This window comes from Algoriphagus algorifonticola, from assembly GCF_007655305.1.
Classification (GTDB): domain Bacteria; phylum Bacteroidota; class Bacteroidia; order Cytophagales; family Cyclobacteriaceae; genus Algoriphagus; species Algoriphagus algorifonticola.
Genome location: NZ_VLOG01000065.1, coordinates 152,090 through 165,212, shown reverse-complemented (window position 1 = coordinate 165,212; position 13,123 = coordinate 152,090). Strand labels below are relative to the sequence as shown.

13 protein-coding genes are annotated in these 13,123 nt (G+C 40.2%); 6 read left to right on the top strand and 7 right to left on the bottom strand.

Features of this window, described 5'->3' with window-relative positions; genetic code table 11:
• Window positions 1-37 precede the first annotated feature (37 nt).
• Window positions 38-1,237, top strand: a complete 1,200-nt coding sequence (locus FL972_RS18635; protein ID WP_250161393.1) for a voltage-gated chloride channel family protein — start codon at window positions 38-40, stop codon at window positions 1,235-1,237.
• Window positions 1,238-1,686: 449 nt separating this feature from the next.
• Here FL972_RS18635 and FL972_RS18630 read toward each other — a convergent pair whose 3' ends face one another.
• Window positions 1,687-1,920 carry a helix-turn-helix domain-containing protein gene (locus FL972_RS18630; protein WP_262710920.1) on the bottom strand — a complete coding sequence of 78 codons (234 nt, stop codon included), beginning with the start codon at window positions 1,918-1,920 and terminating at the stop codon, window positions 1,687-1,689.
• Window positions 1,921-2,087: 167 nt separating this feature from the next.
• Between FL972_RS18630 and FL972_RS18625 the strand changes: the two genes are divergently transcribed.
• The 4 genes from FL972_RS18625 to FL972_RS18610 are packed head-to-tail and all read left to right on the top strand — an operon-like array spanning window position 2,088 to window position 4,546.
• Complete coding sequence (locus FL972_RS18625) at window positions 2,088-2,444, top strand: helix-turn-helix domain-containing protein (RefSeq protein WP_144607491.1); 357 nt, start codon at window positions 2,088-2,090, stop codon at window positions 2,442-2,444.
• Window positions 2,425-3,159 (top strand): ImmA/IrrE family metallo-endopeptidase, encoded by a 735-nt coding sequence (locus FL972_RS18620; protein WP_144607490.1) that lies wholly within the window; start codon window positions 2,425-2,427, stop codon window positions 3,157-3,159. The genes FL972_RS18625 and FL972_RS18620 overlap by 20 nt, the downstream gene beginning before the upstream one ends.
• Window positions 3,140-3,676, top strand: a complete 537-nt coding sequence (locus FL972_RS18615) for a hypothetical protein (protein WP_144607489.1) — start codon at window positions 3,140-3,142, stop codon at window positions 3,674-3,676. The genes FL972_RS18620 and FL972_RS18615 overlap by 20 nt, the downstream gene beginning before the upstream one ends.
• Window positions 3,677-4,546, top strand: coding sequence for a hypothetical protein (locus tag FL972_RS18610; protein ID WP_144607488.1), 870 nt, complete (start codon window positions 3,677-3,679; stop codon window positions 4,544-4,546).
• A gap of 124 nt (window positions 4,547-4,670) precedes the next feature.
• On the opposite strand, the gene FL972_RS18605 is transcribed toward FL972_RS18610, so the two are convergent.
• The 6 genes from FL972_RS18605 to FL972_RS18580 all read right to left on the bottom strand — a co-directional run bounded on the left by FL972_RS18605 (window position 4,671) and on the right by FL972_RS18580 (window position 11,031).
• Entirely contained in the window at window positions 4,671-5,015 is a 345-nt protein-coding gene (locus tag FL972_RS18605) for a hypothetical protein (protein WP_144607487.1), read from the bottom strand.
• Between the two features lie 131 nt (window positions 5,016-5,146).
• Complete coding sequence (locus FL972_RS18600; RefSeq protein ID WP_144607486.1) at window positions 5,147-5,659, bottom strand: DUF4145 domain-containing protein; 513 nt, start codon at window positions 5,657-5,659, stop codon at window positions 5,147-5,149.
• Window positions 5,660-5,810: 151 nt separating this feature from the next.
• Complete coding sequence (locus FL972_RS18595; protein WP_144607485.1) at window positions 5,811-6,629, bottom strand: ion transporter; 819 nt, start codon at window positions 6,627-6,629, stop codon at window positions 5,811-5,813.
• A 125-nt stretch (window positions 6,630-6,754) separates the two neighbouring features.
• Window positions 6,755-9,214, bottom strand: a complete 2,460-nt coding sequence (locus FL972_RS18590) for a bifunctional UDP-N-acetylmuramoyl-tripeptide:D-alanyl-D-alanine ligase/alanine racemase (protein ID WP_144607484.1) — start codon at window positions 9,212-9,214, stop codon at window positions 6,755-6,757.
• Between the two features lies 1 nt (window position 9,215).
• The gene (locus FL972_RS18585; protein ID WP_144607483.1) at window positions 9,216-10,280 is read right to left on the bottom strand and encodes a lysylphosphatidylglycerol synthase transmembrane domain-containing protein; all 1,065 of its coding nucleotides are present in this window, start codon (window positions 10,278-10,280) and stop codon (window positions 9,216-9,218) included.
• A gap of 1 nt (window position 10,281) precedes the next feature.
• Window positions 10,282-11,031, bottom strand: coding sequence for a segregation and condensation protein A (locus tag FL972_RS18580; protein ID WP_144607482.1), 750 nt, complete (start codon window positions 11,029-11,031; stop codon window positions 10,282-10,284).
• A gap of 177 nt (window positions 11,032-11,208) precedes the next feature.
• On the opposite strand from FL972_RS18580, the gene dxs reads away from it, so the two are divergent.
• Window positions 11,209-13,122: a 1-deoxy-D-xylulose-5-phosphate synthase gene (dxs, locus tag FL972_RS18575; protein WP_144607481.1), complete on the top strand. Its 1,914-nt coding sequence runs from the start codon at window positions 11,209-11,211 to the stop codon at window positions 13,120-13,122.
• Window position 13,123: the final 1 nt, after the last annotated feature.

Here is a 13,123-nt window from a genome sequence, read left to right as displayed (position 1 = left end):
CTTGATTTAAACGGTCGCTTTGGATTACTCGAAACTGTTGAAATATTTTTTGCTTTGGCTGGTTTTAGGCCTTTTGGTTGGCTTGCTTTCGGGCTCTGCGTCCGCCTTTTTTCTGGTAGCATTAGACTGGGCAACCAACTTCAGGGAAGAGCATTTGTTGGTAATTGCTTTACTTCCGCTGGGCGGTTGGATCATCGGCTGGACTTATTATAAAATTGGTCAAAATTCTGTTAAAGGCAATAATTTATTATTGGACGAATTATACCAAACCAAGAATCCAATTCCCCTCAGAATGACTCCTTTGGTGCTTTTTGGGACTATTTTCACCCATTTTTTCGGCGGTTCGGCAGGAAGGGAAGGCACTGCAGTTCAAATGGGCGGATCTTTGGCAGATCAGTTGACCAAATGGTTCAAACTTGAGTCACCTGACAGGAGAATTATCTTGATCTGTGGAGTTTCAGGTGGATTTGCTTCAGTTTTCGGGACTCCACTAGCAGGAGCTATTTTTTCTTTGGAATGGATGCACACGGGTCATTTCCGATGGAAATCTATTTTTCCAGCCTTTTGGGCTGGTTTGGTTGCACATTGGGTTTGCGAATCACTCTGGGGAGTGGGTCATACTGTTTATCAAATCCCCGAAGTAGCGACTCATACTTTGATGAATTTATTATGGATTATACCTGCTGGAATTGCCTTTGGTTTATCGGGGCGATTATTTGCAGAGGCTTCCCATTTTTTTTCCAGAGTTTTTTCAAAGACGATTTCCTACCCACCACTTAGGCCGTTCATAGGTGGACTGTTGATCGCATTATTTGTATGGATTTCGGGCAGTACCACTTATTTGGGCTTGGGAGTTCCTAGAATCGTGGAGGCTTTTGAAACACCCTTGCCTTGGTATGATTGGTTGGCTAAAACCGGCTTGACAGGATTTACTTTAGGAGCAGGATTTAAAGGAGGAGAAGTGACACCTTTATTTTTCACGGGAGCTACCTTGGGTAATGCGCTTCACTCGCTGATCCCATTGCCTTTGGCGCTTTTGGCAGGGATGGGATTTGTGGCCGTATTTTCCGGCGCTACAAACACACCAATAGCCTGCACAGTGATGGGGATGGAGCTTTTCGGATATGAATCCGGAATTTTTCTTGCAATAGCTTGCTTTATAGCCTACGTCTTTTCAGGCAAAGGAGGGATTTATGGGTCTCAGGATTTGGGCTGGAAGAAGGGGTGGTGGTATTGAGAAATATTCATGATAAAAACTGATTGAAAGGCCGAATTTTTAAAATGTTTTCAAACCAAAGTAGATTTAACCGTTTGTTTTTCAGCAATAAAAGAAACTTTGAAAAATTAAATTCAGTTGTATTTTTAATTCAAGCTTATCAAATTTCGATCATATAACGCTCTTGGCAACGTATTCTCTATTCTACATAACATAGCGAGGATGCCGACCCTAGAGCTTTTTTTTAATCTCAATGAAAAAAAGAACTGCAATTTTGGTAGATGGAGGATTTTTTCTGACACGGTATCGATCCATCAATAAAATAAAAAATCTTGATCCGGAGAGGACTGGGAAAGATCTTTGGGAAATGTGATTAAAGCATCTAACACAAGCTCGGTCTGAGAATTACGACTTGTATAGAATTTTTTATTATGACTGTCTTCCCTATGACAAAAAACAGCACAACCCAATTACCGGTAAGTCAATTGATTTTTCAAAAACTGATCGGAGAAAAAATAATCCGGTCGAACCCCAAGTGCTTCGAATAGAATTCCAATCATATCGCGGTCAGGAATAACCTGTCCCAACTCGTACTTACTTAGGGACTGCTTAGTAATCCGATTATCTATTTTATCAGCTAAGCCCTGAAGGGAAAGTCCATTCATTAGGCGGGCTGATTTAAAGCGAGAGGCGAGGTAATTCAAGGGAGTTTGAGTTTGATTAGGTCAAATTTTGGTTGACAAATTTACATTTTTATATGCACTATGTCAACTTAACTCAAGTCTGACTTTCTCTTAAAATTTGTTACATTTATTTTGATTTACTTTTAAATATTGTAGGTTTGTAACATTATTTTTTAACCAAATCGTCTATGAATCAGGATCAACTCATCGGAAAGAACCTTCAAGCACTTCGTAAAAAGCTTGGCTTTACACAGGATCAAATTGCAGTGTACTTAGGAATATTGAGAGAAGAGGTCAGCTATTACGAAAACGGTAGCCGTACCATTCCATCCCCTTTGCTAAGTAAGCTAGCCAACCTGTATGGGGTGGACGAGTATGACTTTTTTGAAGAAGATTTGGAGGTAGCAAGTGTCAATCTCGCCTTGGCATTTCGGGCAGATAGTCTGAAGGCCTCCGATCTGGAGCAAATCGCCAAATTCAAAAAGATGGTCCGAAATTACCTAAAGATGAAAACCCTTCTCGCCGATGAGTCCGCTGGTTCTTGAGAAATATGCAGCTCAGTTCCGGGCTGAGAATGGATTCAGCAACAAGGAAAGTATCCATCTCAAAAGCCTACTACACAAGCTTGGAGTCCTCGCAGTATTCAGACCTTTGGAAATGGATATTTCAGGGATGGCTATCAAGGTAGGTGAGAATAATCGGTTTATGCTGGTGAATACGGCCCGAACGCTGGGACATCAGCACTTCACGGTTTGTCACGAACTCTATCACCTGTTTATTCAAAAGGATTTTTCATACCACGTCTGCCAGGTAGGCGCTTTTAACAAAAAGGATAAAGAGGAGTACAATGCCGATTCTTTTGCGTCCAAATTTCTTATACCGGAAGACGGAATCAGGGATCTGGCTCCTGACGAGGAATTGGAAAAATCAAAACTAAGTCTCGCAACTGTATTGAAAATCGAGCAATACTTTTCCTGTTCCCGAAAAGCACTATTGAATAGGCTATATGAACTGAAATTGATTGATAAATCACAGGCTGAGGAATACAGTCATGGAGTGCGGGCCAGTGCCATAAATCACGGGTATTCACTGAAGCTGTATGAGAAGGACAATCAAAGTGAAGTAATCGGAGATTATGGTGACCTAGCGCGAAAACTTTACGAGCGGGATCGAATTTCCGAGTCTCATTATTATGAACTTTTGGAGGATTTAGGTTTGGATTTTTCTGACTTGGGAAGCAATGGGGACGAAAAAGAATGAGAAAATCATCCTGATCGACGCAGATGTCCTTTCCCACTTTATCTCCGGTGGGCAAATCACCCTGCTTCCACATATTTTCCCCTATCCCATCAAAATTCTGGACAAGGTCTATGCAGAAATCTCCAGAATGCCGGGAAGGAAAACGGAAGTGGACAATCTGCTTAACTTCAAACTAATCGAGCAGATCCCTTTTCCGGAAGACCAGCCTGAAATCAAAAAAGAATATCTTCATATTAAAAAGCTAATGTTTAAAGGTGATGGAGAATCCGCTTGTTTGGCTGTAGTCCGCTATTCCAAAGACATTCTGGCCAGCAGCAACCTAAAGGATATCGCCAGTTACTGCAAGCTCCACCAAATCACCTACCTGACTACGATGGATTTTCTTTGCCAAGCAGTCAAGAAAGGGCAACTCACCGAATCAGACTGCGACGATTTTATTCAGCGAGTGCTAAAAGCAGGAAGCAGACTTCCTGTGAAGAAGTGGGAGGAGTATGGGTGTAGGGAGCTAAAATTCTAAATGATGCTAAACTGGAGAGAGATAAAAACCGAAAATCCTGAGATTGACCAATTAATAATCCTGTCAAGTGAAAAAATCACCGATTTTAATAAATGGACCTTAGCCCAGTTTATTGAAAGCGATGATAAAACGAAGTTTGCTTATTTTATTCACTCGGAAGAAACGAAAGAGGCTAGTCCATACCTGTATTGGATCCCATTTTTACTAAAGGATTTGGGAATACCTTCAGATTATCAAGAAGAGGAATTGCCAAGATATCTTTTTGCTTTTAAGGAAATTTTGCGAAGCTATGAACAAAGATTTCTGTTGATGTTTCGAACTAGCCAGCTTCCAGGAAAAGAACTTTTTCATTTGGATTTATTTTTAAACGGCACCTATTCAAGAGCACTCTCTCTAATTGAAGGATTTATCCTTCTTTTGGAATCCAAGAATTATATGGCAGCATCGCACCTCGTTAGGCCTTACCTTGATAGTTTCCTAAGATTATTTGCGGCTTGGCTTGTTGAGGATCCTCATTATTTTGCTAATGAGGTAATGAAAGGTGAGAAAGTTGATATATTCTATGATTCAAAAAATGAAAAACAACGTCTTCAGGATTGGTACTTAAGAGACAAAGCTTCAGAGGAATATCCGTGGATAAAAGATGTTTACAATACGACCTCAGGGTACATCCATTTTAGCAGAAAACATATTTTTAATCCAATTGTAGAAGTGAATACAGATGATTTCACCATTGGAAGTTACCTTTCAAAATATGACTCAAAAACCGTTACTGACCTAAATCGAATAGAAGCTGTTACAGTAATGATTGAAATCTCAAATTGTATTTTGGAATATGCCTATGGATGGGTTAACAAAAATGAAGGATAAATAATTATTTTTTTAATGTTCTAATAATTATAAAATCATTCGAAATCATCCATTATAGCGGTTAACTTTATGAGAACAATTTTAAAATTTTCGATATTTTCCGGATGATAAATACCTTTTGAATTCATTTGTATCGTTTTGTTATTTCCAGCCCTTCATCTAAAAGAGACAATATTTCATTTGTGGAGTATAAAGAATGAAGCTTAGTTTGCATCTTTTCAAGACCTATCTTTTCCTCAAGGGTTGGTTTAGACTTAAGGAACTTTAAAATAGCTTTTTCGATGTTCTTCTTAATTTCTTTTAATTGTTTGTCATAACTACCAACAGTTGATCGCAAATCTGCTCCTCTCTCCGTATCAATAAGATTTTTGAAGTATGCATTCTTAGACTGATGTTCATTATAGCCGCAATTAAATGCTCTTCTGATAAAGGTCTCGTAGGGCATTGCCATGACATAAGAATTTTCCATTTTTTAATTTTTGGTTGTGAAATTGAATCATAACTAAACTTAGAAAATATGATTCAAATATTCTGGAAAAACCTCTAGAGACTGATTCTTTTAGTGACACAAAATGACGAAATAAATTTGTACTATTAGGGTTAACATGACTTATTATCTACAACATTCTCCGCCACCATCCCCAACTCCTCTACCTCCCTCACATACTCATTCATTTTTTGTCCGACCAATTCCCCACGAAAGGCCTTCGCCAATACCGTATGAGGTAACTGATCAATCTTCGCTTTTAGGCTTTGGTATTGGAATTCGATTTTAAAGATGTCAAAAAGCAACACTTCAGCATCCTTCTGACTTGCCTTATTTTGATGCACCGCAATATTGCCCCTATGTTTGATTGAATTCAAAAGGTCTTTGACCTGGGATGGAATTACCCCTTCCAGCTCTAAACTTTTTATGCGATTATTCAACCAATTGTCATACGGAAAGTCCAATTGATGCTCCTCAAAAAGGTATTCTGTAAGCCTTTTACCGAACTGTCTGAGCTTAAAAAGGCAGGTCACAGGATCTTGATGAAGATTAAATTCAGCAGCCTGCCCGATATTAAATAAAATCGGGAATTCAGTTTCTAAAAATGAAAAACTAGAGATTGACATTTCATCAAGATTGAAAAAGAAGTTTTATGATTTTTTACATCATTTTTCAAGAAATGAATTTTTTCAAGAATTTAAAAACGAATTTATTAAAAAGGCGGAATCTATATCTCCCAGGAGTTGGGGTGGAAGAAGAGGTGGCCTTATTAAATAATCAAGGCTTAATGTCTACAGGGTGCCCACAGTTTTTACAAAACTTGGCATCTTTATCCAAACCATCCTGTCCGCAATAGGTACAAGTTTTGGAGGTAGCATGATACTCAGGGCTTTTTTGCTTGGTCATTTCTGAACTGACAATACCAGTTGGAACGGCAATAATTGCATATCCTAAGAGCATGATTAAAGAAGCTACAAATTGTCCCAATGGGGTTTGTGGTGTGATATCCCCAAACCCAACCGTAGTCAACGTAACGATAGCCCAATACATCGCTCTTGGAATACTGGTAAATCCAGCCGCCGGTCCCTCGATCAAATACATGAGAGTTCCCATGATCAAAACAATAGTCAGGACAGTGAATAAAAAAATCTGAATTTTGGTCATACTTGCTTTTAACGACCTCCTTATAAAGTCTGCCTCAGCTAAGTATCTTCCCAGTTTTAATATTCTGATAACTCTCAAAAGTCTTAAAGCCCTCACTACGGTCAGTAATTGCACATTGGCAACAAAAAAGCTCAGATATACCGGAAGAATGGCAAGAAGATCCACGATGCCATAGAAGGAAGAAACATATCTAAACGTCTTACTGGTCAACCAAACCCGTAAACCATACTCAATGGTAAAAAGAAAAGTAAAGATCAATTCGAGCGTAAAAAAAAGACGTCCGTATCCTTCTTTTAATTCTGTTACAGAATCCAGAACCGCCACGATTACAGAACCAAAAATCAGAATAAGAAGTACCACATCAAAAGTTCTTGAAGGTCTATCATTTGACTCAAAAACAATATGAGCAAGCTTTCTTTTGGTGAGCTTCATGGCTGAGTTTTTTCTTTGTCTCGGTGGAAGGGTGATGTGATTATTTTTTCTTTCAAATAGAATCGAAATCCTATCTGTCTACTTTCTTATCTGAATTTAGGAAATTTTCGGAAAGTGAAAGCCTATTAGTCAAGATAGTATACCCGCTTCACCCGAGAACTGATATTAGTCAGTAATTCGTAAGGTATCGTTCCGATCCGGTCAGCTAAGTCCTTCAGAGAGATTTGACTTCCATAAATAATGGCTTCATCTCCCGCTTTGGCCTCGATATCCGTGACATCCACCATGACCATATCCATGCACACATTTCCTATAACTGGAGCTTTCTTCCCATGAATCAGTACATAGCCTTTGCCATTGCTGAACCTCCGGTCATATCCGTCTGCATAACCAATGGAGAGTGTGGCAATTTTACCTCCATTTTCCAACCGTCCTTTTCGAGAATAGCCTATAGTTTCTCCCGGTTCTATTCTTTTTACCTGAGAAATGGTGGTTTTCAAGGTAGAGATGGCCTGTAATTCTCTGTCATGTTTTCCCGTCACTTCAACTCCATATAGGCCTATTCCCAACCTTACCATATCCAATTGATAGTCTGGAAATGCTACAATGCCAGCAGAGTTTAAGGCATGAAGGAGAGGCTTTTGCGAAAGGTGTGGAAGGATTTGGTCTTTCATTCGGATGAAACTGTCCAACTGCTCCTGGGAATAATCTCTATGAATTTCCTCATCTGCCCCTACCAAATGGGTATAAAGGGACTGAATAATTAATTCAGGATAGGTTTTGATCAAGTTGCACAAGGCTTCCAGGTGCCCTTCCTCAAAACCTAATCTCCTCATTCCGGTATCCAGATCCAAATGGACTTTCAATTGGGTATGATTGTTTTTGCACCAATTTCCCAGGCTGGTGAAGAACTCCAAACTAAAAACTACTGGTTCTAAGTCATAGGTTTTACAGAGTTCGAATGATTCCTGTACCGGATTCAAAACCATAATAGGAAGTTGAATTCCTTGCTTTCTGAGCATCACCCCTTCATCAGTGAACGCCACAGCCAGATAATCAGCCCCTAGAGTCTGAAGATGATTGGCGATTTCTACTGCACCTCCGCCATAAGCAAAAGCCTTCACCATGACCATGACTTTGGTTTCAGGCTTAATCCGTCTTTTATAAAAATTAAAATTATGCGTAAGCGCGTTGAGGTTGATTTCTAAGGTTGTACCGTGGATTCTCTGCTGAAGCTGATTGACAATTTGCTCAAAATGATAAGCTCTTGCACCGGTGATCAATAGGAGATCATCAGAAAAGTTTTCAAGTCCTACCCATTCTGAAAGTTCTTGGGTGCTGTCAAAAGCCTTAAATTCACTTTGAATCAACTTTTGCAAAGGATGGATATTTTCCCCTACAGCAACTACCAGGTCTAAAGAATGGGAGTTGATCAGCTCGGCTACTTCCGGATAGATTTTTTCGGGTTGACCCTGCTGTTGAAACTCAGATAAAAATAAAATCTTTCTTCTCTTAGGCCTCTGTTGCCGCATAAAATCCAATGATACCCTCAGCCCTGCCAAATCATTATTGTAGGTATCATCAATAATCAAAGAATCATTGATTCCCGGCTTGAGCGTCAGTCTCATATCTACCTGTCTCAGCAAATTGATTCCCTTCTGGATGGAGTCTGATAGCATTCCCAAGCTTAGCGCTGCTACGATCGTATGAGTCAGGTTTTCCAGAGAAGCCTGATCGGAAAATCGGGTGTAGAAGGTGAAAGTACTTAAGTCGGATTTAATCAGAATAATCTTGGTAAGCTCCTCCTGAAATTTAACGGCACGTGTATAATCGGCTCCTGGCTCATCTGACCAAGCGATTAACCGTTCATTTTCAATGGTTGCCTCGATGATTTTACTTAGCTCTTTCTGATCTTTGTTGTACACCAAAAGGGCTGAATCTTTGAAGAGTTGAAGCTTCTCCTTGATTTTTTCCTCCCTACTATCAAAACCCTCATCGTGCGCAGTTCCTATGTTGGTAAAGATTCCCAAATTTGGCTGGGCAATAGCCTGCAAAGCTTCCATTTCACCCTTTTTGGATATGCCGACTTCCAGAATAGCGACCTGATGATAGGGCTGGATTTCAAAAACGGATAAGGGTAATCCTACTTGGGAATTATAGCTTTTGGGGCTTTTAGCTACCGCATAGTTTTGACTTAGAATCTGCCCCAGCCATTCTTTGACGATCGTTTTTCCATTGGAGCCTGTTATGCCGACTACCGGTTTTTCAAATAGTTCACGTTGATACTTGGCAAGTGCCTGAAGTGCCTTTCTCGTGTCCTTTACAGCAATATAGGAGACTTGATTTTCCTGGATTTGGAAGGATTCGGAAACCAAAAATACCTGAATGCCTTCTTCGATTAATTGGGGAATAAACTTTGCGCCGTCTGCTTTGGCTCCTTTTAAAGCCACAAAAAGCGTCTGTGTGGGATTCAGAATTTGCCTGGAGTCAATGCTGACCCGTGTCAATTCAAGGGATAAATTTTTCCCAAGCAATTTACCACCGGTAATGGAGGCAATTTGCTCAGGAGTCAAGGCATTCATCATCTTATTCTTGGCTAGTTGTTTTCTTTTTGAAAAAAACCTGGCGAATCCATCTTGGAAGGAAAATCGCTCCTAGAATCAAATATGGATAATAGGATAGAAGCCTCCAAAAAATGCTGGTGACAAAGGTGTAGTTGCCTAAAAACTGGGTGAAGAACTGCCCGAAGAAAAACTCAGCAGTACCAGAACTTCCCGGAGTAGGTGAAATCATCATAACGATCCACATGATTACCTGTCTCGCGAAAACGATTACATTATTTTCAACAGACAATGGCACATAAGCAGATATCAATGCATTCAGCATCAAATACCGGGAACTCCAAATAAATATGGTGGCCGCGATGATAGGAAGCCAATAATTTAATTTTTTACCGCTTAATTCTTTGGAAGCTTCGATGATTTGATTTCCGTATTCCTGGGCGTCATGCTTCCATTTTCTCAGCCATTTGATAGAGAATATTTTGATCAAAACCCATTTGAAAACCCTTGGTCTGTAAAAAAGAGCCAAAGCCATGATTAAGCTGTAGGCGGCATAAAGTGCATAACTGATCCAAAAAATAGCCTGTAAGCTATTTTCCAATTGATTTTCCAGGACCTGACTATTGGGGAAAATATTACCTTTTGCAAAAAATAGGATAATTGGCGCTCCTATCACAAAAAAGAGATTGTCAAGGATTGCTGTGACCATCACAAATGAAATGGCTCTACCTAATTTGATTCCCTCCTTATTTAATATAAAAATAGCTACGGCCGTACCTCCAACCACTGAGGGAGTCACAGCAGAGGCAAATTCCCAGAGGATGATCACATAAATGGACCTTGTCCAAGTCAGTTCCCGTTGAGTGATTTCTCTGATCCTGTATACATATCCCGCATCTCTAAAAATTATGACCAAAATGGCCAGAATTACGTAGGGGGCAGAAGCATCGAATACGCCTTTTAAGGTTTGGGCATCAACGCTCGGATCGAAATAAAACATTCCGAATACGATGCCCAAGCCGATTAAGATCGGTACCCAAACTTTGTTGGGGTTGAGAGTTTTAAAGATTTTTTTGTTGTCTAGCTTCATATCAGGCTGTAGCGATCGGCTCAGTCTTTTCTACCCAAAAGTTATTAAAACCCTCTCCAATGACGATTGTTACTAAAGAAAGTTGTAGTAATTCCAGAATTGCCAAAAATGTGTAGATAACGAATATTTTTTCGGGTTTATAGGATATGAATTCAGTGAAAGGGACTTGCTTTTTGAAGCTGATTTTTTCCAAGATAAAATCTTTTTGTTGCTCTATGGTATATGGATATTGGATCACTGTGTGCTTGGTGTCTTCCACACGTGCGGCCATTTTAGCCATGCATTTTTGAAAAACTTTCAAAAGCTTGTAGAGATCCAGGTCTTGCATCTCTGCGTCTACATCGTCAACCTTATTGAGCGCTTTTAGTTCCGCTGCAATATTTCCACGCTTCTGTTTCGAAAGCCTTTCTTGCTCTAAAGTGGCCAATTCCTCTACTACTGATTTATATTTTTTATATTCCAGTAGATTTCTGATGAGTTCTTCTCTTGGATCGATTTCCTCTCCGTCCTCATTTAATTCAGGCCGGGGAAGAAGCATTCTCGATTTTATCTTCATCAGTGTGGCAGCAAATAGGATAAATTCGCTGGCCACCTCGATCTCCATTTGCTCCAAGTGATGGATATAATCCAGAAAATCATGGGTGATTTTGGAGATCGGAATATCATAAATATCCAATTCGTCCCGCTCTATAAAGAAGAGCATGAGGTCGAAAGGACCTTCGAAGAGCGGTAATTTGATTTCGAAACTCAAGGGATATTTAAATTATTGGTTAATTTTGCCACCTTGTGGCCAAAGATATTCAATTAAGACAAATTAATTGAAATTCAGGTCAGAGAATGGAGACTTTGATTTAGTTGCTATGCTAACTAAAAAACAAACCTAGGCTTGCAAAGTTTACCATTCCAGACCATTAAAATGTAAAGATACATGCTGATCGAACCAGGAGAATTATTAGCCCAAATTAACAGTCCGGCAGACCTTAAAAAGTTTCCTAAGGAGAAATTGGTACAAATCTGCGATGAATTAAGAAACTTCATTGTAGACAATGTGTCTATTTACGGAGGCCACTTTGGCGCAAGCTTGGGTGTGGTTGAGCTGACAGTGGCTTTACATTATGTATTGAACACTCCTCAGGATCAATTGGTCTGGGACGTAGGTCATCAGGCTTATGGTCACAAAATTCTAACAGGGAGAAGAGATCAATTTCATACCAATAGAATTTTTGGAGGTATCTCCGGATTCCCTAAAAGAAAAGAGAGTGTTTATGACACTTTCGGAGTAGGGCACTCCAGTACTTCTATTTCCGCTGCGCTTGGGATGGCGATCGCTTCCAAGTATAAAGGTTCTGGCATCCAGCATGTAGCCGTTATTGGTGATGGTTCTATGACAGGTGGGATGGCATTCGAGGCGATGAATCATGCGGGCGTTTCAGATTCAAATATTCTGATTATCCTAAATGATAACTGCATGGCAATCGATCCTAATGTCGGTGCTTTGAAAGATTACCTGACAGATATTACCACTTCCCACACTTATAATAAGGTAAAGGATGAAGTATGGAAGTTGTTGGGTAAGTTCAGCAAATTTGGAAGCTCAGCTCAGGAAGTCATTTCCAAAGTAGAAGGTGCGATCAAATCCGCTGTACTAAAGCAAAGCAATTTATTTGAATCACTGAATTTACGATATTTTGGTCCGGTAGATGGGCATGATGTGAATCATCTTGTAGAGATTTTAAATGACCTGAAAGATATCCCTGGCCCGAAGATACTCCACTGTGTGACGGTGAAAGGGAAAGGCTATGAGCCTGCAGAAAATGGGAATCAGACTACCTGGCATGCTCCGGGCCTATTTGATAAAGTGACTGGTGAAATCTATAAAAAGTCACCTGCAAAGCCTCAAGCTCCAAAATATCAGGATGTTTTCGGACATACAATTGTAGAATTGGCCGAGCAGGATGAGCGTATCATGGGGGTCACTCCGGCCATGCCTTCCGGATCCTCTTTGAATATTATGATGAAGGCCATGCCCGACCGTGCATTTGACGTAGGGATAGCAGAGCAACATGCAGTGACTTTTTCTGCAGGTTTGGCAACGCAGGGTTTGAAGCCTTTCTGTAATATTTACTCCACCTTCATGCAGCGTGCTTATGATCAGGTGATTCATGATGTATGCTTGCAAAATCTTCCTGTCGTGTTCTGTTTAGATAGAGCAGGATTTGCAGGTGCGGACGGTCCTACCCATCATGGCGCTTATGATTTGGCCTATTTCAGATGTATTCCAAATTTGGTAGTAGCTGCTCCTATGAATGAGGAGGAATTGAGAAATATGATGTTCTCGTCCCTTTCTCACGAGGGCCCTTATTCCATCAGATATCCAAGAGGAAATGGTGTTATGCCAGAATGGAGAATGCCTTTCCAGCAAATTCCATTAGGTCAGGGAAGAATCGTGAAGGAGGGTGAGGAAGTTGCGATTTTGACCATTGGCCATATTGGAAATTATGCAGTGGAGGCTTGCGAGTCTCTTGCTGCTGAAGGATTAAATCCTGCTCATTATGATATGAGATTTGTAAAGCCTTTGGATGAAAACTTGCTTCATGAGGTTTTTGGAAAATTCAAGAAAGTAATCACTGTAGAGGATGGTTGTTTGATGGGTGGATTTGGTTCTGCTGTACTCGAATGGATGATGGATCATGAGTATCAGGCTCAGGTGAAACGTCTGGGCATCCCTGACGAAGTGGTTGAGCATGGCGAGCAAATCGAATTGCACAGAGCCTGCGGATTTGACCCGGATGGTATCGCCGATGCTGTTAGAAGCATGAGCGAAGTAGCCAAGAGCATCTAAA

Coding starts and splice junctions, on each gene's coding strand:
- FL972_RS18615 (WP_144607489.1), top strand. CDS start 3,140: ATGGGGACGAAAAAGAATGAGAAAATCATCCTGATCGACGCAGATGTC.
- FL972_RS18620 (WP_144607490.1), top strand. CDS start 2,425: ATGAGTCCGCTGGTTCTTGAGAAATATGCAGCTCAGTTCCGGGCTGAG.
- FL972_RS18600 (WP_144607486.1), bottom strand. CDS start 5,659: ATGTCAATCTCTAGTTTTTCATTTTTAGAAACTGAATTCCCGATTTTA.
- FL972_RS18585 (WP_144607483.1), bottom strand. CDS start 10,280: ATGAAGCTAGACAACAAAAAAATCTTTAAAACTCTCAACCCCAACAAA.
- FL972_RS18590 (WP_144607484.1), bottom strand. CDS start 9,214: ATGATGAATGCCTTGACTCCTGAGCAAATTGCCTCCATTACCGGTGGT.
- FL972_RS18595 (WP_144607485.1), bottom strand. CDS start 6,629: ATGAAGCTCACCAAAAGAAAGCTTGCTCATATTGTTTTTGAGTCAAAT.
- FL972_RS18610 (WP_144607488.1), top strand. CDS start 3,677: ATGATGCTAAACTGGAGAGAGATAAAAACCGAAAATCCTGAGATTGAC.
- FL972_RS18625 (WP_144607491.1), top strand. CDS start 2,088: ATGAATCAGGATCAACTCATCGGAAAGAACCTTCAAGCACTTCGTAAA.
- dxs (WP_144607481.1), top strand. CDS start 11,209: ATGCTGATCGAACCAGGAGAATTATTAGCCCAAATTAACAGTCCGGCA.
- FL972_RS18605 (WP_144607487.1), bottom strand. CDS start 5,015: ATGGAAAATTCTTATGTCATGGCAATGCCCTACGAGACCTTTATCAGA.